Below are 23,392 nucleotides of genomic sequence, written 5' to 3'. Positions count from 1 at the left end.
GACCCTCACACGCCCACCGCAAAATGGCCGATCGCCAGGGCGATGGATTTTTCCGTCACCGGCTTGGCGACGAACAAGGCGCCCAGTTGCTGCGCGCGCGATTGAGCGGCTTCCTGGATGTTGGCCGAAAAAATCACCATCCGAAGTTGCGGATGTCGGGCAAGGATGATTTCAGCGGCGTCGGTGCCGAGCATGCCTGGCATATTAATGTCCATCGTGCAGTAATCAGGCAGGTCGCGCTCGATCGCACTGATCGCCTCATCGCCGCTGGCGGCCTCTTCTACGCGCCATTCGGGATAGGCGGCGAGGATGTGCGCCTTGATGACCATGCGCGAGACTTTGCTGTCGTCGACGATCAGGACTTTCTTCGGTAATGGAGTGGCGAGCATGTCTGCATTCATGGATAAAGTTGTCTTTTTTTCTACATTTTACTATTTTTAAATAGAATATTTTTAAGTGTTACAGAAACACCGGCAAAATCAACATGCTTTTTTCGACGAAATCTTGCGTTAAAACAATGACTTGCCAAAAATCATCGTTGAACGTGTTACACCCCACCTGCAACGTCAGGGGCTGACGAACGCGCGTAAAAAAGGAAGTCCGCAGACTTCCTCGAATCGGGCCGATCTGGCAGCGCATGTGGGCCTCCGCAACACAACAAGCCGGGAGTCGCGCCGCGCGGTGTTCCTACAGCTTCAGCGTCAGCACTTCGCCGAACGCAATCGCATGCGCATTGATCGCCGCATGCTCCGCCATCTTGGTGACCGCCAGACCGAGTGCGCGCGCCTGCAACAGGCGAATCGTGCCGGCGTGGCACACCACGATAGCCTGGCTCTGGCCGCGCTGCTGCAGGTCGCTGCAAAAGGCGTCGACGCGTTGCGCCACGTTCAGAACATTTTCGCCGCCGCCGGGACGATAGCCGACGACGTCGCTGGCCCATGCATCGATTTCCGCGCGCGGCAAATCGTCCCAGGCGCGCTGCTCCCAGGTGCCGAAGTGCATTTCCATCAGACGCGGATCGTAGCGCACAGGACCGGCATTGAGTGCCGTGGCCAGCGGCTCGGCCAGGAATACGCAGCGCTGCAACGGACTCGAATACACCGGTACGTGCGGCGGCAAGGCAGGTTTGACCTGCTCGAGCACCCTGGCGCATTCTTCTTCGGTCACGGCCAGGTCGCTGCTGCCGTAGCAAAGGCCTTTGTCGATAACGGGCTGGGGATGGCGGATGAGATGCAGCAACATGGTCGACCTTTCTGTTTATGAATGGGAAGCCGGCGACGCTGACACTGCGGCCAGCAGGCCCAGGTAGATTGCGGCTTCGCTGAATTGTTGGACGGCGCCGAGACAGTCGCCGGTATAGCCGCCGATGCGGCGCTGGAATTTTCGCGCGAGAAACCAGGCCGCCGCGCCGCCGAGCAACACGGCCAACAGCGACGCCCGCAGCGCCAGCCATCCGGCCGCGACACACAGGATCAGCGGCAGCGCGGCAGTGACAACGGCCACGGCGAATTCGCCGGCGCTCATGTTTTGCGCCAATGGCTTGACCTTGCCCTCTTCGCGTACATACGGCATGCGCCAGATCAAGGCGGCGGCGAAACAGCGCGACAAGGGATGGGCGACCAGCAAGGCCGGCATCACCTGCAGCGCCGGCAACGATGCCAGCCCGGCGATCTTGGTCCCCAGCAGCAGCGCAATGCCGATCACGCCATAGGCGCCGACGCGCGAGTCGCGCATGATCTCAAGCACGCGCGACGGCTGCATGCCGCCCCCGAAACCGTCGCAGACATCGGCAAAGCCGTCTTCATGGAAAGCGCCGGTGAGGTAGATCCCCGCAGCGGTCGACAACAGCACCGCCACCACTTGCGGCAGCCACAGCGCCGCCACCCAGTACACGGCGGCGCATGCGAAGGAAACAATGATCCCGATCGCCGGGAAATAACGCGACGCGTGCTGCAGCCAGGCGGCGTCGAATCCGACCCAGCGCGGCGCCGGCAGGCGCGTGAAAAATTGCAGCGCCGTGAAGAACAGCTGCAGCTGATAGCGCAGGCCGGTCGAGGGCGTTGGCGCGGCATCCATGTCAGGCGCTCTTTTCGCTGACTTGCGCGGAGGAAAACGTCGCCATCTGCGCCAGGAAGTTGACCGCGGCATGCAGCAGCGGCAAGGCCAGTGCGCTGCCGGTGCCTTCACCGAGACGCAGGTCGAGTTGCATCAGCGGTCGCGCGTCGAGATGCTGCAGCATGCGGCGGTGGCCGTGCTCATCGGAGCAGTGCGAGAACAGGCAATAGTCGAGGATGGCCGGTTGCAGTTTTGCCGCCACCAGCAATGCCGAAGTCACGATGAAGCCGTCGATCAGCAGCACCATGCGGCGCTCTCCCGCCTTGAGCATGGCGCCGACGATCATGGCGATTTCGAAGCCGCCGAAGGTGCGCAGTATTTCCAGCGGTGTATCAGCGTGGGCGTGTGCGTGCAATGCAACCGCCCGCTCGATCACCTGCTGCTTGCGAAGGATGCCGTCGGCCGCCAGGCCGGTGCCGGCGCCGACGCACTCTGCGACGGCAATGCCGGTGATCTTGTGCATGATGGCAGCCGCCGCGGTGGTGTTGCCGATGCCCATTTCACCGAAGCCGATGACGTCGACCGGCATTGCCTCAACCAGGTCCATGCCGTACTGCAATGCCTGTTCGCATTGCGCCGCGCTCATGGCCGGCTCTTGCGCGAAGTTGCGCGTGCCCGGTCCGAGCTTGCGGGCGACCAGTCCTTCGCGCTCGCCGAACTCATGATTCACGCCGGCGTCGACGATATGCAGCGCGCAATCATTCTGGCGCGCGAACACGTTGATCGCGGCGCCCTGCTGCAGGAAATTCTCCACCATCTGCCAGGTCACGCTTTGCGGATAGGCCGAGATGTTCTCCGCCACTACGCCGTGATCACCCGCGAACACCACGACCGCTGCACGGTCGATGCGCGGCGTATGCGATTGCTGGATCAGACCGATACGATGCGCGACGAACTCGAGCACGCCGAGGCTGCCCTGCGGCTTGGTCTTGTTGTCGATCGCTGCTTGCAGGGCCGAGGCCAGCGCAGCGTCGTGCGTGGAAGCTAAGTGTGGAATGCGCATAGCGGGATCACGATGCCGTGACCAGGAAATGGGAACAGGTTTGAAAGGACGTCAGTATAAGAGATAGCGGCGTCCTGCGAGCAAAGTGCGGCGACGAAGTCCCGATCTTTACATTTCGAGGCGCTCAGCCGGGTTTCAACGCAGGTCGCCGGGGCGACGCCGATGAGGCAAGGGCCAGCTCTTGCCTTGCGCCATGCTTTCCGGCCTCCAGGCAGCGCGCCAGTGGTGTCGCCAGGCAACTAGCCTTTTGAGGAGCCGGCCGCTTTCCGGCGCGGCGGCGCCCTCATTTAAGGGGCCGCGGCGGCGCCGCCAGCGATTTATTTAGCCAGCGCCTTGATGAGGGCGGCAGTCAGATCTTCGATGACGAACTTCGCCACATAGCCGTCGGCGCCGATGTTCTTGACGTGATCTTCATTAGCGGAGCCCGACAGCGACGAGTGGATCACCACCGGGATGGCTTTCAGCCCGTCGTCGCGCTTGATGTTGCGCGTGAGCGTGAAGCCGTCCATCTCGGGCATTTCGAGGTCGGTCAGCACCATCGCCACACGATCGGTGATCGGCACGCCCTGGGACTTGGTTTCCTTGTAGATTTCCTGCAGCTTTTCCCAGGCTTCCTTACCGGTCTTGCACATCACGAACGGCAGGCCAAGCGCCTTGAGTCCGCTTTCGACCAGTGAACGGGCAACTTTGGAGTCGTCCGCCGCGAGAATGACCGAACCGGGCTTGAGCTTGATATGTTCGAGGCCCGCCATTTCCATATCGCGCTCGGTCGGCATGATTTCGTGCAGGATCTGCTCGACGTCGAGCACCTGCGCGAGACGTCCGCTGCTGATGTCGTCATCCAGACGCGCAATGCTGGTGACGAAGTTGCCGCCGGCCTTGGATTCGGCCGACAAGACCTGGCTCCATTCCAGCCGCACGATTTCATCGACCGACTCGACCGCAAACGCTTGTGTGCTGCGCGCGTATTCGGTGACCAACAGGATGTTGAGGCCGCTCTTGGGTACGCAACCGACCACTGCCGGCAAATCGATCACGGAGATGATCTGGCCGCGGATATTGACCATGCCGAGCAGCGGAGAGCGCGTGCCGGCAGCCTTGGTGATCTCCGGCATCGGGACGATTTCGCGGATCTTGAATACGTTGATGCCGAACAGTTCGGAGCGCACGCCATAGGGGTCTGTCCCCAGACGGAACAGCAGTAGTTCGAATTTGTTGGAACTCGTGAGATTGGTTCTCTCGTCGATTTCTTTTTGAAATGCATCCATTTGCCTGCCCCCTGTTTGTTGTTAACCACCCTCGTCGACCGAAATATCAATGTAGAGTGTAATTGCTTAAAAAACAATTACATCCGACGAAATGCGACATAAAAGTGCCGGTGCGCAGGCGATGGGGCAACACCAGGCCGGAAATGAGACGGCGATGTGCGCGTAACGCAGGTGCAGCAAGGGATGGCAGGAGCAGGAAGATAAAGTGGGACAACTACGGATGGCAACGTGAAAAACGAGCCGGGAAAGAAAAAAGGAAGCTCATTGCTGAGCTTCCTTTTTAATTTGGAGCGGGAGAAGAGGCTCGAACTCTCGACCTATACCTTGGCAAGGTATCGCTCTACCAACTGAGCTACTCCCGCATGGAGTGTTTGGAGGCGGGGGTCGGGATCGAACCGGCGTAAACGGCTTTGCAGGCCGCTGCATAACCACTTTGCTACCCCGCCAGGGGACACTGAAACTGCTGTCAATTGCGATGTGTTTTCAACCGGGCTTCCGAAGAAGTTTTCCAGCTGACGGTCAAACTCTCACAATGAAAAAAGGAAGCGTTTTGCGCTTCCTTTAGTAATTCTGGAGCGGGAGAAGAGGCTCGAACTCTCGACCTATACCTTGGCAAGGTATCGCTCTACCAACTGAGCTACTCCCGCATCAACAACAGAACGCTATTATAGAGCTTCCATAGGAGAAGTCAAGCACCGCTTTTACTTTCCTGCACTTTTTTAATGAGCGGCCAGGCCTTGCGCAGGTAGTACAGCATCGACCACACCGTCAGCACGGCGGCGATCAACAGCAGCCAGTGGCCCCACGCCCGCGTGTCGATCACGCCGAACAGATCCGAGTAGAACAGCAGCATCGGAATGGCGATCATCTGCGCCGTGGTCTTGATCTTTCCGAGCGAGCTGACGGCCACCGATTTGGAAGCGCCAAGCTGCGCCATCCATTCACGCAGCGCCGAGATGGCGATCTCGCGGCCGATAATGATGAAAGCGGTGATCGGATGCACGCGGTCCAGATGCACCAGCACCAGCAGCGCGCCGGTGACCATGAGCTTGTCGGCGACCGGATCGAGGAAGGCGCCGAACGCCGAAGTCTGGTTCCAGCGGCGCGCCAGAAAGCCATCGAACCAGTCGGTGGCAGCGGCGACGATGAATATCGCCGTGGACGCCACGCCCTGTTCGAAGCGCGACAAGCCGAGTTCAGGAACATAAAACACGCCGACTACCAGCGGAATCAGGGCGACACGCAACCAGGTGAGCAAGATGGGAAAGTTGAATGGCATACGTTTATTTGTTGTCGTCGACGGGTACGCGGATTGAAATTTAACGAGATAGTATCAGAGCCGCCCCTTAAAACCTGCTACTGCGGGAAATGAGGCTGCCGCATGGCACTTGCAGGCGAAGCGAGGGAAATCAATAGCTCAATGCAGCTGGCGATAGATTTCTTCCGCCAGCAGGTGCGAAATCCCCTCCACCGACGCCAGTTCATCGATGCTCGCGTCAGCCACGCCGCGCAAGCCGCCGAAGCGGGCGAGCAGTTTTTGGCGACGCTTGGCGCCGATGCCTTCGATCTCTTCCAGGCGAGACGTCTGACGCGCCTTGGCGCGTTTGGCGCGCATGCCGGTGATGGCGAAGCGGTGCGCTTCGTCGCGGATCTGGGCGATCAGCATCAGCGCGGCGGATTCCTTGCCGAGCTCTTGCGGCGCGCGGCCGTCGACGAAGACCAGGGTTTCCAAACCGACCTTGCGCCCTTCTCCCTTGGCCACGCCGACGATGAGACCGATGTCGAGACCAAGCTCGGTGAAGACCTGGCGCGCGATTTCAACCTGGCCCTTGCCGCCGTCGATCAGCACGATGTCGGGCATGGTGCCGTCGCCGTTGGCGACTTTTTCATAGCGGCGCGTGAGCACCTGGCGCATCGCGGCGTAATCGTCGCCGGGCGTGATGTCGTTGATGTTGTAGCGACGGTATTCGCCGTTTTGCATCGCGTGATGATGGAACACCACACATGACGCCTGGGTCGCTTCGCCTTGCGTGTGGCTGATGTCGAAGCATTCCACGCGCAGGGCTTCGATGTCTTCGACTTCGGTACCGAGCGCCTCGACCAAGGCGCGCGTACGCGCCTGCTGCGAGCCCTGTTCGGACAACAAGCGCGCCAATGCAATCTCGCCGCCCTTGTGCGCCATCTCCAGCCATTGGCGACGCTGGCCCTGCGGCTGCAGCGTGAGCGTGATGCGATGGCCGCATTGCTCCATCAGCGCCAGCATCAACGCAGGGTCGTCGAATTCGGTGTTGACGATCAGGTTGCCGGGGATGAATTTCTCGATGTAATGCTGAGCGATGAAGGCCTTCAGTACTTCGGCCTCGATCGACTCTTCGCCATCGGGAATGGCGCCGTCGACGTGCGTCGGGAAATACGCGCGGTCGCCCAGGTGCCGGCCGCCGCGCACCATGGCCAGGTTCACGCAGGCGCGGCCGCCCTGCACGATCACGGCAATGATGTCGATGTCGGCGTCGCCGCCGGTTTCCATGGTTTGCTGATGCAGCACGCTGGAGAGCGAGGTGATCTGGTTACGCACCGCTGCGGCCTGCTCGAACTTGAGCTCGCCGGCATAGGCATGCATTTTTTTCTCCAGCGCGTCGAGCACTTCGCTCTGGCGGCCGCGCAGGAACTTGGAGGCGTTCTCGACGTCGAGCGCGTAGTCCTCGGCATTGATCAGCTTGACGCACGGACCGCTGCAGCGATGAATCTGGTGCAGCAGGCAAGGACGCGTGCGGTTGGCGTAGACCGTGTCTTCGCAGGTGCGCAGCAGGAACACCTTCTGCAGGATCTGGATCGACTCCTTGACCGCCCAGGCATTCGGGAATGGGCCGAAATACTGGTTCTTCTTGTCCACCGCGCCGCGGTAATAGGCCATGCGCGGAAAGGCGTGGCCGGTGATTTTGAGGTACGGGTAGGACTTGTCGTCGCGGAACAGGATGTTGAAGCGCGGCCGCAACGTCTTGATCAGATTGTTTTCCAGCAGCAGGGCCTCGGCTTCGCTGCGCGTGACGGTGGTCTCCAGCCGCGCAATGCGTTCGACCATCATGGCGATGCGCGGGCTGCTCAGCGTCTTCTGGAAATAGCTCGATACGCGCTTCTTGAGGTCGCGCGCCTTGCCGACGTAGAGCACGTTGTCTTCCGCATCGAAATAGCGATACACGCCGGGCAGGTGCGGCAGTTTGGCGACCGTCTCGAGGACGATCTCACGTGGATCCGGTGGCGAAGGCGGCTGGGTATCGGACATGCTGGCGAAGTCAGGAAGAAATCATGCGAGCGGCTGCAGCAGCTTTTTCGCTGCGAGGAAACGCTGGTCCTGCTGCAACTCGTCCCATTCCGGCGCCGCGCCTTGCGGCACCAGCGCAGCAATGCGGGCAGCCGAAGCCGGCGACACCCTGGTCTGCAAACCGCTCAGCAACTGATCCGCCTTGTCCGGCGAATTGCACATCAGCACCATATCGCAACCGGCATGCAGCGCGGCGTTCGCCCCATCGAGCGCACCGCCGGCGACGCTGGCGCCGTGCATGCTGAGGTCGTCGCTGAAGATGACGCCCTGGAAGCCGAGGTCCTTGCGCAGGATCTCCAGCCACTTCTTCGAGAAACCGGCCGGATGCTTGTCGACCTTGGGGTAAATCACGTGCGCGGGCATCACCGCGGTCAGGCTCATGCCGAGCCAGTCGTAAGGCGCGGCGTCGTCGCCCAGGATGTCCTTGAGGGGACGCTCGTCAACCGGCAGGTCGACGTGCGAATCGGCCGTCACATAGCCATGGCCAGGGAAATGCTTGCCGCAATTGGCCATGCCGGCCAATGCCAGGCCATGGTTGAGGCTCTTGGCCAGCAGTGTGACCACGCGCGGATCGCGATGGAAGGAACGCGTGCCGATGACCGACGATCCGCCGAAATCGAGATCGAGCACCGGGGTGAACGACAGGTCGACGCCGCAGGCGCGCAATTCGGACGCCAGCACGTAGCCGGCGGCAGTCGCCACCTTGGTCGCCTGCAACACGTCGCGATCCCACAGTTCGCCCAGCGCACGCATGGGCGGCAAATGCGTGAAACCGTCGGTCCGGAAGCGCTGCACCCGGCCGCCTTCATGGTCGACGGCAATCAGCACGCCGGGACGCGCGGCATGGATGCCCTGCGTCAGCGTCATCAATTGTTTGCGATTCTCGTAGTTGCGTGCGAACAGGATCACGCCACCGGTCAGCGGATGCCGGATGCGGCGGATGTCTTCCGCCGTGAGCGTGGTGCCGACCACGTCCAGCATGACGGGGCCGAGCGGCTGGCGTGACTGAAGTGACTGAAGTGATTGATGTGATTGCTGCACCTGACCTGCCTTCATGTTTTCTCCGCGATGACAAATGCGACCGCATAGTCCACCTCGTCGGTGATCGAGACTTGTGCGGTCAGTCCCTTTTCTTCCATCCAGACCTTGAGTTGGCCGCTGCAGACCACGATGGGCTTGCCGCTCGGCGCGTTGAGCGTCTGCATTGAACGCCATGTCATCGGCATGTGCATGCCCAGGCCGATTGCCTTGGAAAACGCTTCCTTGGCGGCGAAACGTGTGGCCAGGAAACTGACGCCGCGAGCTTCCACCTTGGCCTTGCGGCTAAGGTACTTGACCATTTCTTCCGGGCCGAGAATCCTTTCAGCGAAGCGGTCGCCGCGCCGCGCCAGCGTCGCCTTGAGACGTGAAATCTGCAGGATGTCGGTGCCGATGCCGTAGATCATGATCAGGCTTTTCCGACGGCGTCGAGACGCGCCTTGAGCATGATTGCCTTCATGTCGCTGACCGCCTTGTGCCAACCGACGAACACGGCTTGCGCGACGATGGCGTGGCCGATGTTGAGCTCCGCGATATCGGGAATGGCAGCGATGGCTTGCACGTTGGTGTAGTGCAGGCCGTGGCCGGCATTGACCTTGAGGCCGCGACGGATGCCTTCGCGCACACCGGCGCGCACGCGCTCCAGTTCCTTTTCCATACTGGCCTGGTCATGCGCCTCGGCATAGCGGCCGGTGTGCAATTCGATCACCGGCGCACCGGTTTCGGCGGCGGCCTTGATCTGCTCGTCGTCGGGATCGATGAACAGGCTGACGCGGATGCCTTCGGCCTGCAACTGCTTCACCGCCGCTTGCACCTGGGCGAAATGCGTGACGACGTCGAGCCCGCCTTCGGTGGTGATTTCGGTGCGCTTCTCGGGCACCAGGCAGGAATCCTGCGGCTTGATGCGGCAGGAAAAATCAATCATCTCGCTGGTCACCGCCGCTTCCAGATTCATGCGCGTGCGCAGCAGCGGACGGATCGCCTCGACATCGGCATCGCGTATGTGGCGACGGTCTTCGCGCAGATGCAGCGTGATCGCGTCGGCGCCGGCCTCTTCCGCCTGCAGGGCGGCCTGGATCGGATCCGGATAAGTGGTGCCGCGCGCATTGCGCAAGGTGGCGACGTGATCGATATTGATACCCAACTCAAGGGCGGGGCCGACGGGATTCAGGAAGCTCATGGAATTATCGCGATGTGCTGGGGGTGGAGGATCTGGATGGGGCGGAAGGCGCGCGTGTTTCCCGGGCGTCGCCGGTGTCGGTGGCAGTGCTGCGCTTCCAGCGCCCGTTGAACGCCAGCAGCGCAAGGCCGCCGGCGACCAGGCCCCAGAAGGCGGTGCCGATACCGAACAGCGACACGCCGGAAGCGGTCACCAGGAATGTGATGAGCGCCGCTTCACGCTGCTTTTCATTGGCCATGGCCACCGTCAGGCCGTTGGCGATGGTGCCGAACAGGGCCAGGCCGGCAATCGCCATGATCAGCGCCTTGGGGAAGGCCGCGAACAAGGCCACCACCGTCGCGCCGGACACGCCGGCGATCAGATAGAAGACGCCGGCGGCGACGCTGGCCATGTAGCGCCGAGATGGGTCTTCATGCGCTTCCTTGCCCATGCAGATGGCGGCGGTAATCGCAGCCAGGCAGATCGAAAAACAACCGAACGGCGCCAGCACCAGCGTGGTCAGGCCGGTCCAAGTGATCAGCGGCGACACCGGCGTGTTGTACCCGGAGGCGCGCATGATCGCCACGCCGGGCGCATTTTGCGACGCCATGGTGACGACGAACAGGGGAATGCCGACGCCGAGCAGACTGGTCAGCGTGAACTCGGGCATGACGAACTCGGGCGTGGCGAGCGCGAGGTGGAAGCTGTCGAACTTCAGCAAGCCTTGCGCGCCGGCGAAGGTGGTCCCGAGCGCCAGCACCACGATGATCGCGTAGCGCGGCAGCCAGCGCTTGCCAAACAGATAGGCCGCAAACATCAGCAACACCAAACCGAATTCGAGTTTCATCGCGACGAACACGTCCATGCCGAAACGCGCGAGGATGCCGGCCAGCATGGCGGCGGCGATCGAAATCGGGATGCGGTTCATGGCGCGTGCGAACAGGCCGGTCACACCGCAGATCGTCACTAGTGCGGCGGAGAACATGAATACGCCGATCGCCTGCGGCATGCTCAAGCCGGCCAGACCGGTGATCAGCAAGGCTGCGCCGGGCGTCGACCAGGCCGTCACCACCGGCGTGCGGTAATACAGCGACAGGCCGATGCAGGTCACGCCCATGCCCACGCCGAGCGCGAATATCCACGAACTGATCTGGCCGGGCGTCGCGCCGGCGGCAGCCGCGGCCTGGAAGATGATGGCGGCGGAACTGGTGAAACCGATCAGCACGGCGACAAAACCCGCCGCCGCGCCAGACCAGGAAAAGTCTTTGAACACGTGGATTCCCGAACTCAGAGTTGCGACAGATCGATCAGAATCTGACGCGTATTCAGTTGGGTGCCGCCGAGGTGGTGCGACAGCAGCGAGCGCATCAGCAATTTGCTCTGGCTCTGCGTGGCGGCGTCGCTGTAGTCTTCCTTTTCCATGTCCAGCAAGGTCTTGCCGGACACTTTGGGCCAAGCGTCGGACAGCCGCGGAAAACGTACGCCCTGTTCCGGATCGACGACGTAGGTGTCATCCGGCGCGACCGGCTTGCCATTGGTGACGCAGACGGTCCAGTCACCGGCCACGCCGGTTTCCTTCAGCAAGGCGCGCTCGAACTTGCGCAGCACGATGGGCGTCGATTCGCCGTGCGCCAGCTGGTTCAGCGTCGAGACGTAGTGGTCGAACAATGCCGGATGCGCATCCTCGCGCGCCAGCAATTTGACCAGCAATTCATTGAGGTAGAAGCCGCACAGCAAGGCCGACTTTTCCAGCGGCAGCAGGCCGCCGACCCACTCGGCCGCCGTCAGCGTGCGCACTTCGGACTTGCCGCTCCAGCTCACCGACAGCGGCTGGAAAGTCTGCAGCACGCCGCGCAGCTTAGAGAGAGGACGTTTTGCGCCCTTCGCCACCAGGGCCATGCGACCGTGATCGCGCGAGAAAACGTCGACGATCAGGCTGGTTTCCTTGTAGGGATAGCTGTGCAGCACGAAACCGGGCTGGGCCTGGACACGCGTGTCTTTTTCGGGAATCTTGGGACGGCGTGTCGTACCGGTCGCACTGGCTGCACGCGGCGAGCGCCTGGGGGCAGCGGAATTTTTGGCGTTGGCCAGCACAGACTCGGCGGCCGCAGCGCTCAGGGCTTCGGCATCCGGTGTTTGAGGTTGACCAACAGCAGAATCAGCGATGATCGCAGCCATAGAGTATGTGTTTGCTATTCGTAGCCGTAGGCGCGCAATCCGGCTTCGTTATCAGCCCAGCCGGATTTGACCTTGACCCAGATTTCCAGATAGACCGGACCGCCGAACAGGCGCTCCATGTCCAGGCGCGCCTGCGTCGAAATTTCTTTCAGGCGCGCGCCCTTGTTGCCGATCACCATGGACTTGTGGCCGTCGCGTTCGACCAGGATGGCGGCGAAGACGCGGCGCAGATTGCCTTCCTGCTCGAATTTCTCGATCAGGACGGTGCTGGTGTATGGCAGTTCTTCACCGACGAAACGGAATACCTTTTCGCGCACGATTTCAGACGCCAGGAATTTTTCGCTACGGTCGGTGATGTCGTCTTCGTCGAACATCGGCGGATTGACCGGCAGCAGCTTGCGAATCTCGTCCTGCAGGGCGTCGAGCTGGAAACGCTGCTTGGCCGACACCGGCACCACGGAAGCGAAATTGTGCTGCGACGCGACTTCCTGCGCGAACGGCATCAGCACCGATTTGTCTTTGCTGCGATCCGACTTGTTCATCACCAGAATGCACGGCACGTTGGCCGGCAACAACTCCATGACCTGCTTGTCGGCCGGCCCGAAGGTGCCTGCTTCGATCACGTACAGGATCACGTCGGCCGCAGTCAGCGTGGAGGTGACGGTGCGGTTCAACGTCTTGTTCAGGGCGTTGCTGTGACGCGTCTGGAAACCCGGCGTGTCAACGTAGACGAATTGCGTGTTGTCGATTGTCTGGATGCCGGTAATACGGTGGCGCGTGGTCTGCGCCTTGCGCGACGTAATGCTGACTTTGGCGCCGATCAGCACATTCATCAATGTCGATTTGCCGACGTTCGGGCGACCGACAATGGCGATGTAACCGCATCGATAATCTGACGATGCGTCGGAAGGGGCGTTGAGTTCTGTCATGCGGTTTTGCTTTGTGTTGCGGAGAGCGTCGAGGCCGGCGCCTCGGTGCGGGAATCGTTCAGATCGGCGGCGGCCTGGGCCTTGGCGTCGCTTTTTCCTTCGGTCGTTTTTGGTTCGGATTTCAGGTCTGCTTTTGCCTCGGCCCTGGTTTCCGCCTTCGCTTCAGCTTTCAGGTCGGGCTTGGCCTCGCTTTTGGCGGTCTTGACGGCAACCGGTTTTTCCAGCTTTTCCGGCTTGGCGGCAGGCGCCTCGGGAACCGGCGGCAACTCCTCGTTCGGTGCGTCAGGCTGGATCGTGGCAATGCCCGCCAGCTTGAGTTGCGTAGTGCGTGCGCGCGGTTTGCGTGTCGAGGCAGGCGTCTTGACCAAAGCGGCCTGGACCGCTTCCAGCGCCAGTTTGGCGGCGGCCTGTTCACCTGCGCGGCGGCTGCCGCCGGTGCCGAAGACCTGGATTTCCAGCTTGGGTACCAGGCATTCGATTTCAAATTCCTGATTGTGCGCCGCGCCGTGCGTAGCCACCACATTGTATTGCGGCAGCGGGATTTTCTTGCCTTGCAGGTATTCCTGCAGCAGCGTCTTGGCGTCCTTGCCGAGGGTCTTCGGATCGACGGTATCGAGGATCGGAATGTACAGCGAACGGATCACGTCGCGCGCGGCATTGAAGCCGGCGTCGAGGAAAATTGCGCCGAACAGCGCTTCCAGCGTGTCGGCCAAAATCGACGGACGGCGGAAACCGCCCGATTTCAACTCCCCTTCGCCGAGCCGCAAAAACTGCGACAAGTCGAGGCGCTGGGCGATTTCATATAGCGATTGCTGCTTGACGAGATTGGCGCGCAGGCGCGACAGGTCGCCTTCATCGATCTTGTTGTAACGGTCGAACAGGAGCGAAGCGACGACGCAGTTGAGGATAGAGTCGCCGAGGAATTCGAGGCGTTCGTTATGCAAGCTGCTATGGCTACGATGCGTCAAGGCCTGCTGCAGTAACGTAGCGTCCTTGAAGTTGTGCCCCAGCCGATTTTGCAATACTAATGGATCCATTTATTCATCCGTCGCTTAGAGATGCGAACCCGGCTGCGTTGCTCTGCCGCCTTTCGCAGACCTCCCAGGCCATCCGGCCCGTTACCTGCAACCCGCCGCCGCTACAGAATACGCCGGCCGGCTGGTTGTGGGATTTTCCTGGAACAGAGAAAAACACCGGGAAAATGCCGTGTTCCGCCTCCGAAGAATTGATGCCTGACAGAAACTTAATGGAAACTGCCGATCCGTTTCAGATTACCCAGATTCATCCAGACAAAAAATGCTTTTCCGACAATGTTCTGATCCGGTACAAAGCCCCAATAGCGGCTGTCCAGGCTGTTGTCACGGTTGTCGCCCATCATGAAGTACTGGCCGGCGGGCACGGTGCAGGCAAAGCCTTCCGTGTTGTAGCTGCACAGCTCATGCTGAGGGAAAGCGTCCGGGTTCGGAACAAAATTGGGAGCGCGCTCATCCGTCAGTATCTTGTGGTCGACGCCGGTCAGGTCTTCCTGCCATTGCTTATAGTACGTCAGATTCTCATCATCCAGATAATCTGGCAATGGCTTGTAAGAAACTTCTTTACCATTTACGGTTAGGTGCTTGTTTTTATAGACAATTTTATCACCGGGTACGCCCACGACTCGTTTGATGTAGTCAACCGCCGTATCCTTCGGATATTTGAACACCATCACGTCGCCGCGCTGCGGCTCGTTGATGCTGATGATTTTCTTGTTCACGATCGGCAGGCGAATGCCGTAGGTGTACTTGTTCACCAGGATCAGGTCGCCCACCAGCAGGGTCGGGACCATCGAGCTCGACGGGATCTTGAACGGCTCGTACAGGAACGAGCGCAGGAAAAACACCAGCGCGATGACCGGGAAGAAGCTGCCCGAATATTCAATCCAGGTCGGCTGACGCAGCAAGTCGGCTTCGATCTTGGCGCGGCTGGAGGTATCGCTCTTGACGCCGTCGCTGGCGTTCTTGGCGATGCGCGCATCGAACTCGGCCAGTGCGGCATCCGCCTTCGCGCGACGCTGCCGGGACCAGAAATACGTATCCATAAACCAGATGACGCCGGTCAGCACCATCAACACAAACAGAATCAGCGCGAAATTGCCTAAGAGGGCCTGCAGGTTCATTTTTCGTCCACTTGTAAGATTGCCAGGAATGCTTCCTGTGGAATTTCCACCGAGCCGACCTGTTTCATGCGTTTCTTGCCGGCCTTCTGCTTCTCGAGCAGCTTGCGCTTGCGGCTGATGTCGCCGCCGTAGCATTTGGCCAGCACGTTCTTGCGCAGCGCCTTGACGTTTTCACGCGAGATGATGGTGGCGCCGATGGCGGCCTGGATCGCCACATCGAACATCTGGCGCGGGATCAGTTCACGCATCTTCGCCGCCACGGCGCGGCCGCGGAACTGGCTGTTGGCGCGGTGCACGATGATGGCCAGGGCGTCGACCTTTTCGCTGTTGATCAGCATGTCGACCTTGACCACGTCGGCCGAGCGGTATTCCTTGAATTCGTAGTCCATCGACGCATAACCGCGCGAGGTCGACTTCAGGCGATCGAAGAAGTCGAGCACGATTTCCGCCATCGGCATTTCGTAGGTCAGTTGCACCTGCTTGCCGTGGTAGCTCATGTTGATCTGCACGCCGCGTTTTTGCGTACACAGCGTAATGACCGAGCCGACGTATTCCTGCGGCATGTACAGATTGACGGTAACGATAGGCTCGCGCACTTCTTCGATCCTGGACGGCTCCGGCATTTTCGACGGGTTGTCGACCATCAGGATGGTGCCTTCGCCATCGCGCAGCACGACTTCGTACACCACCGTCGGTGCAGTCGTGATGAGGTCCATGTCGAACTCGCGCTCGAGCCGTTCCTGCACGATTTCCATGTGCAGCAAACCGAGGAAGCCGCAGCGGAAGCCGAAGCCCAGCGCTTGCGACACTTCCGGCTCGTACATCAGCGCGGCGTCGTTGAGCTTGAGTTTTTCCAGCGAGTCGCGCAGTGCGTCGTATTGATTCGCCTCGACCGGGAACAGACCGGCAAACACTTGCGGCTGCACTTCCTTGAAACCCGGCAGGGGTTCCGCGGCCTTGTTGGCGGCCAGCGTCACGGTGTCGCCCACCTTGGCTGCCTTGAGCTCCTTGATGCCGGCGATGATGAAGCCGACCTGACCGGCCGACAGCGTTTCGCGCACTTGCGACTTCGGCGTGAACACGCCGATGCTTTCGGTAAGATGGGTCGATTCGGTCGCCATCAGGAAAATCTTGTCCTTCGGACGCAAGGTGCCGTTGACTACGCGCACCAGCATCACCACGCCGACATAGTTGTCGAACCATGAATCGACGATCAGCGCTTGCAACGGCGCAGTCGGATCGCCCTTCGGCGGCGGCACCTTGGCGATCATCGCTTCGATGACGTCTTCCACGCCCAGGCCGGTCTTGGCCGAGCATGGCGTGGCGTCGCTGGCATCGATACCGATGACTTCTTCGATTTCGCTCTTGGCGTTGTCCGGATCGGCCGACGGCAAATCGATCTTGTTGAGCACCGGTATCACTTCCACGCCCAGTTCCAGTGCAGTGTAGCAATTGGCGACGGTTTGCGCTTCCACGCCTTGCGATGCATCCACAACCAGCAATGCGCCTTCGCATGCCGACAGCGAGCGGCTGACTTCATAGCTGAAGTCGACGTGGCCCGGCGTATCGATCAGGTTGATGTTGTAGATGACGCCATCGCGCGCCTTGTAATGCAAGGCGGCGGTTTGCGCCTTGATCGTGATGCCCCGCTCACGCTCGATGTCCATCGAGTCGAGTACCTGGGCTTCCATCTCGCGGTTGGAAAGGCCGCCGCACAACTGGATGATGCGATCGGCGAGCGTGGATTTGCCGTGGTCAATATGGGCAATGATCGAGAAATTACGGATATTGTTCATTAAATTGCGGAAAACGATGAAAAAAGGCGCTCCAGAATGGGAGCGTCTCCCAATTGAGCGCCTTTACAACAGCTTTTGTTCAACCCGTCATTCTACCGGATTTCAGAGGGTAAAACCCGAATAAGCCATGGATGGCATGCGGTCCGGAGCGATTCTGTGGCCTCACGATTGCCCGGTGTCCGAAATATCGGATTAATTACTTTTCAGCAAGAATTTTTCAACACCCGCGACATCCAGAAAATAGTGGCACAGCTGCACCGCCTGCTGCCCTTCCCGCTGCCCCACAAGTACGGGCACCAGTTCGTCATAGCGCTGCACCAATGCTTCGTCGGCATCCACGTCGATGATCGCCACGGTGAAATCGTGCGTGGGACGGAATTTTTCCAGCGCATTCAGCATGTCCTCGCACAAATGGCAGTAAGAACGGGAATACAGGGTGAAATGGGGAGAGGACATCGGACGTTCCGGTTCAGGCGCGAAGATCACGAAATAAAGGCTGCAACCCGTCGGGATATGCAGCCTTCATGCTGGGAAAATAGCGTGAGCAAGGGCTTGCGCCCGCATTCTCAGTTGCCGCTGGCGCTTGGGCGCAGAGGCACGAACTGCGACGAGTCGCCGCGGCGCACCAGCACCGCTGCGCGTTTTTTTGAATCCAACTTGGCCACCAGGCCATTGAATTGCTTGGCGTCCTTAATGTCGACGTCGTTGAGCCGCTGGACCACATCGCCGGCACGCAAACCTGCTGCAGCTGCCACGCCGACCGCAGACTCCACCAGTACGCCGCCATCGACCTTGAGTTCCTTTTTCTGCGCATCGGTCAGGTCGCTGACCACCAGGCCCAGGGAGTTCGGCGTCGCTTCCTGCTTCGGCTTCTTCTCTTCCGTCTTGGCCGGTTTGTCCGCTTCGATCTCCACCACGGTCACGGCGATATCGCGGGCACTGCCCTTGCGCCAGATGTTGACCGTCGCACGTGAACCCGGCTTGGTGGCGCCGACCATGCGCGGCAGATCGCTCGGCCTCTCGATGGCGGTGCCATTGAATTTCAGGATAATGTCGCCGGCTTCCAGGCCGCCCTTTTCTGCAGGACCACCCGGCTCGATACGCTGCACCAGCGCCCCTTGCGCCTTGGCCAGACCCAGCGATTCGGCCACATCCTTGGTGACTTCGCCGATCTGGACGCCGATACGACCGCGCGTCACGCGACCGGATGCCTTCAATTGATCGGACACGCGCAGCGCTTCATCAATCGGCACCGCAAAGGAAATGCCCATGAAACCGCCCGAGCGGCTGTAAATCTGCGAATTGATGCCGATCACTTCGCCCTTCAAATTGATCAGCGGACCGCCGGAATTGCCTGGATTGACCGCAACGTCGGTCTGGATCAGCGGCAGGTAATCGCCGGTATCGCGCGCCTTGGCGGAAATGATGCCGGCGGTGACGGTGTTTTCCAGGCCGAACGGCGAGCCGATCGCCAGCACCCATTCACCGGCTCGGATCTTGTCCGAGTCGCCGATCACCAGGCGCGGCAGGCTGTTGCCGTCAATCTTGAGCAACGCCACGTCGGTGCGGGTGTCGGAGCCGATGATCTTGGCCTTGAATTCGCGCTTGTCAGTCAGGGTCACGTAGACGTCGCTGGCGCCCTCGACCACGTGAGCATTGGTCATGATGTAACCGTCTGCCGAAATGATGAAACCGGAGCCGACGCCGCGCGGCACTTCTTCCTGCTGGGCGTTGCCCCCCTTGCGGTTAGGGCGCGGCGTATTCGGTGTATTGGGTTGCTGCTGGCGCGGCATCGGCACGCCGAAGAAGCGGCGGAAAAACTCCTGCATCTCTTCGTCGTCCGCACCGGCTTGCGGCTGGCCGGTCTTGACACGCTCGGTGGTGCGAATGTTGACCACACCCGGACCGGTGCGGTCAACGATATCCGCGAAGTCAGGCAGGCCGGCCACGGCAGGCGCCGCGACCGCAGTGCTCAGGCCGGTCAACGCCGGCGACAGGGCCAGAACGGAAGCGCTCAGTAACGACGACAACAAGATTTTCTTGGCGGGAATCATCATTGGTATTTTTCGTATTATTTGGATTTGAATTCTATGGAATTCGATACTTGCCGGATCGCAGGACCCGGCACTTCACCGACTACGGTGAGCCAGTAATCGCCTTGGCGACGGCCCACGATATTCATTGCGCCCTGCTGCATGGAGCCTTCGGTACGGCTCTGCGAACCCGGTTCGATGAACACGGAAATCGCCGCCAGTCCGTCGGAAAACACGATCTGCGACACTTCTCGCTGTGTCGTCACACCATGCTGCGCCGCGGACGTGCCGGTGTTCTGCGTATCGGAAATCAGGCGTTTGACTTCCTGGATCTTCTTGAAGCCCGGCGGCGGCGTCACTGACCAGCCCGACAGGTTGACCTGGCTCATGACCGAATTTTCGATATGCCAGCCATTGGTGTTGGTGATGCTCGGCTTGACGCGATTGTGATCGATGTTGCCGATCTCGATCTGGGTGAAGGAAATCTGCTCCACCACTTCATTCTTGGCGTCGAAGGTCTGCGCGCGCAACAGCAGGCCGGTAGCCTTGTCGGCCCACAGCTTGTAACCGTAGCGCAGCTTATCCTTGGGTTCGAGGATCACAGCCTGGCAATCGTGCCCCGCCACACGGCCGGTCTCCCCCATTTTGACGCTGTAGTAATCCACCAGATCGGTGGGATTGGCGGCAAGGATGGCGGGAAATACATCGCGCGTCACGCGCTTTTCGATCAGGACGGTTTTCGCTTCGGGAACGTAACAGGCGACATCGTCATTGTTGCGGATATATTCACGCGGCTTGCCATCGAGGACTTCCAGTTTCTCGATTTCGTTTTTACCGGACAGGATGTGCGTGATGCGCGAAGTGCGCATCTGGTTGGACTGCTGGTAGACGAACGTACCTGAATAATTGAGCCGCTGCGCTGCGGATTGGATTTTTTTTAGTAAGACCTGCGCATCCTGATTGTTGCTTACTTTTGCCGGCAATGCATTCTCCGCCTTGACGGAGAATGCTACGACTGCCGAAAGAAAAAGAACGACCCGGAGCAAACCTTGTCTCTGCCGCATATTATTTATCTGAGTCAATTGCGAAAGCCGCCGAACGGGCATATTGGGCCGAGCTGTACATCGAAGGCGAGAAGCGCTGATGCGCCAACAGGTAGTCATCGATACGCGGATCGCGTGCGACTTCGCCCTGCTGCGCCAGACTGCTGATCGACGCTGCGCCTTGCGGTGCAGCCGATGTTGCAGCCACCGTCGTGATTGCCGAGGGCACAATCGCCGTCGCCGCCGTCCCCGCAACCGGAGCCGAAGCACTCGCCAATGTCGCCGACTGCTGAGGTCCCGTCACCAGCACAACGGCAACGATCGCCGCCGCCGCTGCAGCGCCGGGCATCACGAAGCGACGCACGAAACGCTTGCGCATCGGCGCCAGCGACACGACATTGGAAGCCGTCGCGTCATTCACCGCGACCGGAACGATGATCTGTTCGGCAGCGGCCGTCATCAACTGTGGGGCAATGATCGTCGGCTCGGCATCGAGACGCGCGCTCATCTTGGCGGCAAAGCCGTCGCTGAGCGAAAACGCCATTTCTTCCGAACGCATGACATCGCCGATCTGATGGTACAGATCCCACGTCACGTGCTCTTCCGGCTGGCGTAAAACGGTCAGCGCCATGTTGACATGCGCGTCAACCAGCTCGCCGTCGGCCAACGCCGAAATTTGTTCTCTGCTAATTTCTTTGGTATCCATAAGTAGTCACCCGGCCACAAAATTTCAGTTCCATCACCCGCTCTTATTTTTATGTCTTTTACTGACGCCTATGACGTCACATAACGCATAACTCCCGTGCTTCACATACAGCTCAAACAGCTCAAAGCAGCCTACCAACGCTTGTCCAGCGCCGTTCCAAGCAGCGGCCTCAGCTTCTCCGCAATCGCTTCGCGCGCCCGGAAGATCCGGCTACGCACCGTGCCGATAGGACATCCCATGGCCTCGGCGATCTCGTCGTAGCTCAAACCCTCTATTTCACGCAGGGTAATCGCAGTCCGCAACTCTTCCGGCAAGGCCTCCATCGCAACATTGACCGTCTGGGCAATCTGCTTGGTCGCCAGCATCGACTCGGGAGTATTGATGTCTCTTAGGTGCTCTCCGTCGTCAAAAGTTTCAGCCTCTTCTGCATCTGCTTCCGTCGACGTCGGCGCCCTTCTGCCCATGGTCACAAGGTAGTTCTTGGCCGTGTTGATACCGATCCGGTACAACCAGGTGTAGAACGCCGAATCGCCACGGAATTGCGGCAGCGCGCGGTAAGCCTTGATGAAGGCCTCTTGCACGACATCTTCCGCTTCCGCCTGATCTCGCACCAGGCGCGATACGAGCCGCATCAGTTTCCGTTGATATTTGGCAACTAATAGCTCGAACGCCTTCTTATCGCCACGCTGCACACGCTCGACAAGCAGTTGATCAATTTCGCGTTCCGTCGTCAAATCCAGTTTCCTTGTTTTTTTATCATTTCTGCGCAAACCGAACCATTGATCCAATTCGAAGCAATAAATTCAATAAGCGTACTATCTTTTCGATTTTTTTGTGGAGTGCATGCCCTCAGGCGTCGTTATTATGACTCGCAACCCATCGACAAGCCACTTGCAGCGCCCGAAAAGTTTCCCGGGGGACAGAATCGGGCAAGATCGGGATAGTTCGCGTCCGGCCATTTTCCAGCCTCAGCCTCAACAACAGCAGATTCGGCCAGACGGTTGAACCGGCCAGCAATTGCGCCAGACCGCCGTTCATCACTTGCGAACCGGGCTTGGCGCGTACCGCTACGTGATGCTCGACCAGACGGATCTGTCCAGTGCCGGAAATATGCAGCCAGACGGCCGTGCGGCTTCTCAGCACCAGCCAGAACGCCAGGATCGCGGCGACAACACATGCGCCGGCAAGCGACATCCTGAAGACAAAAGACAATTGCCCGACCAGGGCGAAGGCAAAAATGACGCCGATGAGGGCAACAACGATAGCCGCTGCCGCCATCGTGATCAAAAGCAGACGGGAAGGTTTGATATCCGCAGAGACTGCTATCGACATAGGAATGGGGAGTGGAAAAGCAAAAACCCGGCTTTCTGTCGAAAGCCGGGCCAGGTTCTTACACCTTGCCGAACACCAGAGTGCCGTTGGTGCCGCCGAATCCGAAGGAATTCTTGACGGCGATATCGATCTTCATGTCGCGCGCCTGGTTGGCGCAGTAGTCAAGATCGCACTCCGGATCCTGATTGAAGATGTTGATCGTCGGAGGAGATATCTGGTTATGCAGCGCCAGCACGGTGAACACCGACTCCAATCCGCCCGCGCCGCCCAGCAGATGGCCGGTCATGGACTTGGTGGAATTGACAACCATCTTGTAAGCATGGTCGCCGAAGGCAGCCTTGATTGCATCGGTTTCATTCTTGTCGCCCAGAGGCGTAGATGTACCGTGTGCATTCAGATACTGGACTTCGTCCGGATTCACACCCGCATCGCGCAAGGCCGACACCACGCAACGACGCGGGCCGTCCAGGTTCGGAGCGGTCATGTGGTAAGCGTCGCCGCTCATGCCGAAACCCAGCACTTCTGCATAGATTTTGGCGCCGCGCGCCTTGGCGTGCTCGTACTCTTCCAGCACCATCACGCCCGCGCCTTCACCCAGCACGAAACCGTCGCGGTCCTTGTCCCACGGACGGGACGCAGTTGCCGGATCGTCATTGCGGGTGGACAACGCGCGCGCCGAAGCGAAGCCGCCGATGCCCAGCGGCGAAACGCTGGATTCAGCGCCGCCGGCAATCATCACGTCGGCATCGCCGTACTGAATCATGCGGCTGGCGGAGCCGATGCAATGCAAGCCTGTCGTGCAAGCAGTCACGATGGCCAGATTAGGACCCTTGAGACCGTACTTGATGGACAAGTTGCCGGAAATCATATTAATGATCGAAGCCGGGATGAAGAACGGGCTGATGCGGCGTGGACCGCGGTTGGTCAGCTCTTCATGGGTCTGCTCGATCAGCGGCAAGCCACCGATACCGGAACCAATGATGACGCCGATACGCTCGGCGTTTTCATCGGTGACTACCAGGCCGCTGTCCTGAAAGGCCTGCATGCCCGCCGCCATGCCGAAATGGATAAAAGTATCCATATGGCGCGCTTCTTTGGCGGGGATGTAATCTTCGATGTTGAAGCCTTTCACTTCTCCCGCAAAATGCGTAGAAAAAGGAGCGGCGTCAAACTTGGTGATAGTGGCAATGCCCGACTTACCTTCTTTGACCGCGCCCCACGCGTCGGCAATCGAATTGCCAACGGGCGAAATGCAACCAAGACCGGTAATGACTACACGACGTTCACGTGAGCGGCTCAAGCAATTCTCCTAGAG

At 59.9% G+C, this 23,392-nt stretch carries 24 protein-coding genes and 3 tRNA genes; all 27 read right to left on the bottom strand.

The genetic code is table 11. The annotated features are described in order from the left end of the window. Positions 1-5: 5 nt before the first annotated feature. The 27 genes from F506_RS09470 to fabF all read right to left on the bottom strand — a co-directional run bounded on the left by F506_RS09470 (position 6) and on the right by fabF (position 23,377). Positions 6-389: a response regulator transcription factor gene (locus tag F506_RS09470; protein WP_053196907.1), complete on the bottom strand. Its 384-nt coding sequence runs from the start codon at positions 387-389 to the stop codon at positions 6-8. A gap of 70 nt (positions 390-459) precedes the next feature. Further along, positions 460-639, bottom strand: coding sequence for a hypothetical protein (locus F506_RS09465; RefSeq protein WP_053196905.1), 180 nt, complete (start codon positions 637-639; stop codon positions 460-462). Positions 640-687: 48 nt separating this feature from the next. After that, a complete protein-coding gene (locus tag F506_RS09460) occupies positions 688-1,242 on the bottom strand; it encodes a histidine phosphatase family protein (RefSeq protein ID WP_053196903.1) in 555 nt (184 codons plus the stop codon). Positions 1,243-1,257: 15 nt separating this feature from the next. Further along, positions 1,258-2,076: an adenosylcobinamide-GDP ribazoletransferase gene (locus tag F506_RS09455; protein ID WP_053196900.1), complete on the bottom strand. Its 819-nt coding sequence runs from the start codon at positions 2,074-2,076 to the stop codon at positions 1,258-1,260. A 1-nt stretch (position 2,077) separates the two neighbouring features. Beyond that, on the bottom strand, positions 2,078-3,118 hold the full coding sequence (gene cobT / locus F506_RS09450; protein WP_053196898.1) for a nicotinate-nucleotide--dimethylbenzimidazole phosphoribosyltransferase: 1,041 nt from the start codon (positions 3,116-3,118) through the stop codon (positions 2,078-2,080). Between the two features lie 317 nt (positions 3,119-3,435). Next, positions 3,436-4,386 carry a chemotaxis protein gene (locus F506_RS09445; protein ID WP_053196896.1) on the bottom strand — a complete coding sequence of 317 codons (951 nt, stop codon included), beginning with the start codon at positions 4,384-4,386 and terminating at the stop codon, positions 3,436-3,438. Between the two features lie 286 nt (positions 4,387-4,672). Then, positions 4,673-4,748 (bottom strand) — tRNA-Gly (locus F506_RS09440). A 10-nt stretch (positions 4,749-4,758) separates the two neighbouring features. Next, positions 4,759-4,832 (bottom strand) — tRNA-Cys (locus F506_RS09435). 125 nt (positions 4,833-4,957) lie between these two features. Beyond that, positions 4,958-5,033, bottom strand: a tRNA-Gly gene (locus F506_RS09430). Between the two features lie 41 nt (positions 5,034-5,074). Continuing rightward, positions 5,075-5,665 carry a CDP-diacylglycerol--glycerol-3-phosphate 3-phosphatidyltransferase gene (gene pgsA, locus F506_RS09425; RefSeq protein ID WP_053196894.1) on the bottom strand — a complete coding sequence of 197 codons (591 nt, stop codon included), beginning with the start codon at positions 5,663-5,665 and terminating at the stop codon, positions 5,075-5,077. 138 nt (positions 5,666-5,803) lie between these two features. Next, positions 5,804-7,669: an excinuclease ABC subunit UvrC gene (uvrC, locus tag F506_RS09420; protein WP_053196892.1), complete on the bottom strand. Its 1,866-nt coding sequence runs from the start codon at positions 7,667-7,669 to the stop codon at positions 5,804-5,806. A 21-nt stretch (positions 7,670-7,690) separates the two neighbouring features. Then, positions 7,691-8,689, bottom strand: a complete 999-nt coding sequence (gene nagZ, locus F506_RS09415; protein WP_053196890.1) for a beta-N-acetylhexosaminidase — start codon at positions 8,687-8,689, stop codon at positions 7,691-7,693. Positions 8,690-8,760: 71 nt separating this feature from the next. Beyond that, on the bottom strand, positions 8,761-9,153 hold the full coding sequence (acpS, locus tag F506_RS09410; RefSeq protein WP_016833557.1) for a holo-ACP synthase: 393 nt from the start codon (positions 9,151-9,153) through the stop codon (positions 8,761-8,763). 2 nt (positions 9,154-9,155) lie between these two features. Beyond that, positions 9,156-9,926, bottom strand: a complete 771-nt coding sequence (gene pdxJ, locus F506_RS09405) for a pyridoxine 5'-phosphate synthase (protein WP_053196888.1) — start codon at positions 9,924-9,926, stop codon at positions 9,156-9,158. A gap of 4 nt (positions 9,927-9,930) precedes the next feature. After that, positions 9,931-11,178, bottom strand: a complete 1,248-nt coding sequence (locus F506_RS09400; protein ID WP_053196886.1) for a benzoate/H(+) symporter BenE family transporter — start codon at positions 11,176-11,178, stop codon at positions 9,931-9,933. 14 nt (positions 11,179-11,192) lie between these two features. After that, positions 11,193-12,083: a DNA repair protein RecO gene (recO, locus tag F506_RS09395; protein WP_144424029.1), complete on the bottom strand. Its 891-nt coding sequence runs from the start codon at positions 12,081-12,083 to the stop codon at positions 11,193-11,195. A gap of 14 nt (positions 12,084-12,097) precedes the next feature. After that, on the bottom strand, positions 12,098-13,012 hold the full coding sequence (gene era, locus F506_RS09390) for a GTPase Era (RefSeq protein WP_053196884.1): 915 nt from the start codon (positions 13,010-13,012) through the stop codon (positions 12,098-12,100). Then, complete coding sequence (gene rnc / locus F506_RS09385; RefSeq protein ID WP_053196882.1) at positions 13,009-14,049, bottom strand: ribonuclease III; 1,041 nt, start codon at positions 14,047-14,049, stop codon at positions 13,009-13,011. The genes era and rnc overlap by 4 nt, the downstream gene beginning before the upstream one ends. Positions 14,050-14,255: 206 nt before the next feature. Next, a complete protein-coding gene (gene lepB / locus F506_RS09380) occupies positions 14,256-15,167 on the bottom strand; it encodes a signal peptidase I (RefSeq protein ID WP_053196880.1) in 912 nt (303 codons plus the stop codon). Then, a complete protein-coding gene (gene lepA / locus F506_RS09375) occupies positions 15,164-16,963 on the bottom strand; it encodes a translation elongation factor 4 (RefSeq protein ID WP_053196878.1) in 1,800 nt (599 codons plus the stop codon). Before lepA ends, lepB begins: the two co-directional genes overlap by 4 nt. A 192-nt stretch (positions 16,964-17,155) precedes the next feature. After that, on the bottom strand, positions 17,156-17,419 hold the full coding sequence (locus F506_RS09370) for a glutaredoxin family protein (RefSeq protein WP_053196876.1): 264 nt from the start codon (positions 17,417-17,419) through the stop codon (positions 17,156-17,158). A 110-nt stretch (positions 17,420-17,529) separates the two neighbouring features. Then, entirely contained in the window at positions 17,530-19,017 is a 1,488-nt protein-coding gene (locus F506_RS09365; RefSeq protein ID WP_053201419.1) for a DegQ family serine endoprotease, read from the bottom strand. Between the two features lie 17 nt (positions 19,018-19,034). Continuing rightward, complete coding sequence (locus F506_RS09360) at positions 19,035-20,060, bottom strand: MucB/RseB C-terminal domain-containing protein (RefSeq protein WP_053196874.1); 1,026 nt, start codon at positions 20,058-20,060, stop codon at positions 19,035-19,037. Between the two features lies 1 nt (position 20,061). Continuing rightward, positions 20,062-20,745 carry a sigma-E factor negative regulatory protein gene (locus F506_RS09355; RefSeq protein WP_053196872.1) on the bottom strand — a complete coding sequence of 228 codons (684 nt, stop codon included), beginning with the start codon at positions 20,743-20,745 and terminating at the stop codon, positions 20,062-20,064. 131 nt (positions 20,746-20,876) lie between these two features. Then, a complete protein-coding gene (rpoE, locus tag F506_RS09350) occupies positions 20,877-21,479 on the bottom strand; it encodes an RNA polymerase sigma factor RpoE (protein ID WP_053196870.1) in 603 nt (200 codons plus the stop codon). 115 nt (positions 21,480-21,594) lie between these two features. Next, the gene (locus tag F506_RS09345) at positions 21,595-22,077 is read right to left on the bottom strand and encodes a protein YgfX (protein ID WP_053196868.1); all 483 of its coding nucleotides are present in this window, start codon (positions 22,075-22,077) and stop codon (positions 21,595-21,597) included. Between the two features lie 58 nt (positions 22,078-22,135). Then, a complete protein-coding gene (gene fabF / locus F506_RS09340; protein WP_053196866.1) occupies positions 22,136-23,377 on the bottom strand; it encodes a beta-ketoacyl-ACP synthase II in 1,242 nt (413 codons plus the stop codon). Between the last annotated feature and the right edge of the window lie 15 nt (positions 23,378-23,392).

Source organism: Herbaspirillum hiltneri N3 (assembly GCF_001267925.1).
GTDB classification, from domain to species: domain Bacteria; phylum Pseudomonadota; class Gammaproteobacteria; order Burkholderiales; family Burkholderiaceae_D; genus Herbaspirillum; species Herbaspirillum hiltneri.
This window is presented reverse-complemented; position numbering and strand designations above follow the sequence as displayed.

What these genes read in the sequence shown, in the direction of transcription:
- F506_RS09470 (WP_053196907.1), bottom strand. Translation starts at nt 389, where the DNA reads ATGCTCGCCACTCCATTACCGAAGAAAGTCCTGATCGTCGACGACAGC.
- F506_RS09465 (WP_053196905.1), bottom strand. Translation starts at nt 639, where the DNA reads ATGCGCTGCCAGATCGGCCCGATTCGAGGAAGTCTGCGGACTTCCTTT.
- F506_RS09460 (WP_053196903.1), bottom strand. Translation starts at nt 1,242, where the DNA reads ATGTTGCTGCATCTCATCCGCCATCCCCAGCCCGTTATCGACAAAGGC.
- F506_RS09455 (WP_053196900.1), bottom strand. Translation starts at nt 2,076, where the DNA reads ATGGATGCCGCGCCAACGCCCTCGACCGGCCTGCGCTATCAGCTGCAG.
- cobT (WP_053196898.1), bottom strand. Translation starts at nt 3,118, where the DNA reads ATGCGCATTCCACACTTAGCTTCCACGCACGACGCTGCGCTGGCCTCG.
- F506_RS09445 (WP_053196896.1), bottom strand. Translation starts at nt 4,386, where the DNA reads ATGGATGCATTTCAAAAAGAAATCGACGAGAGAACCAATCTCACGAGT.
- pgsA (WP_053196894.1), bottom strand. Translation starts at nt 5,665, where the DNA reads ATGCCATTCAACTTTCCCATCTTGCTCACCTGGTTGCGTGTCGCCCTG.
- uvrC (WP_053196892.1), bottom strand. Translation starts at nt 7,669, where the DNA reads ATGTCCGATACCCAGCCGCCTTCGCCACCGGATCCACGTGAGATCGTC.
- nagZ (WP_053196890.1), bottom strand. Translation starts at nt 8,689, where the DNA reads ATGCTGGACGTGGTCGGCACCACGCTCACGGCGGAAGACATCCGCCGC.
- acpS (WP_016833557.1), bottom strand. Translation starts at nt 9,153, where the DNA reads ATGATCTACGGCATCGGCACCGACATCCTGCAGATTTCACGTCTCAAG.
- pdxJ (WP_053196888.1), bottom strand. Translation starts at nt 9,926, where the DNA reads ATGAGCTTCCTGAATCCCGTCGGCCCCGCCCTTGAGTTGGGTATCAAT.
- recO (WP_144424029.1), bottom strand. Translation starts at nt 12,083, where the DNA reads ATGGCTGCGATCATCGCTGATTCTGCTGTTGGTCAACCTCAAACACCG.
- era (WP_053196884.1), bottom strand. Translation starts at nt 13,012, where the DNA reads ATGACAGAACTCAACGCCCCTTCCGACGCATCGTCAGATTATCGATGC.
- rnc (WP_053196882.1), bottom strand. Translation starts at nt 14,049, where the DNA reads ATGGATCCATTAGTATTGCAAAATCGGCTGGGGCACAACTTCAAGGAC.
- lepB (WP_053196880.1), bottom strand. Translation starts at nt 15,167, where the DNA reads ATGAACCTGCAGGCCCTCTTAGGCAATTTCGCGCTGATTCTGTTTGTG.
- lepA (WP_053196878.1), bottom strand. Translation starts at nt 16,963, where the DNA reads ATGAACAATATCCGTAATTTCTCGATCATTGCCCATATTGACCACGGC.
- F506_RS09370 (WP_053196876.1), bottom strand. Translation starts at nt 17,419, where the DNA reads ATGTCCTCTCCCCATTTCACCCTGTATTCCCGTTCTTACTGCCATTTG.
- F506_RS09365 (WP_053201419.1), bottom strand. Translation starts at nt 19,017, where the DNA reads ATGATTCCCGCCAAGAAAATCTTGTTGTCGTCGTTACTGAGCGCTTCC.
- F506_RS09360 (WP_053196874.1), bottom strand. Translation starts at nt 20,060, where the DNA reads ATGCGGCAGAGACAAGGTTTGCTCCGGGTCGTTCTTTTTCTTTCGGCA.
- F506_RS09355 (WP_053196872.1), bottom strand. Translation starts at nt 20,745, where the DNA reads ATGGATACCAAAGAAATTAGCAGAGAACAAATTTCGGCGTTGGCCGAC.
- F506_RS09345 (WP_053196868.1), bottom strand. Translation starts at nt 22,077, where the DNA reads ATGTCGATAGCAGTCTCTGCGGATATCAAACCTTCCCGTCTGCTTTTG.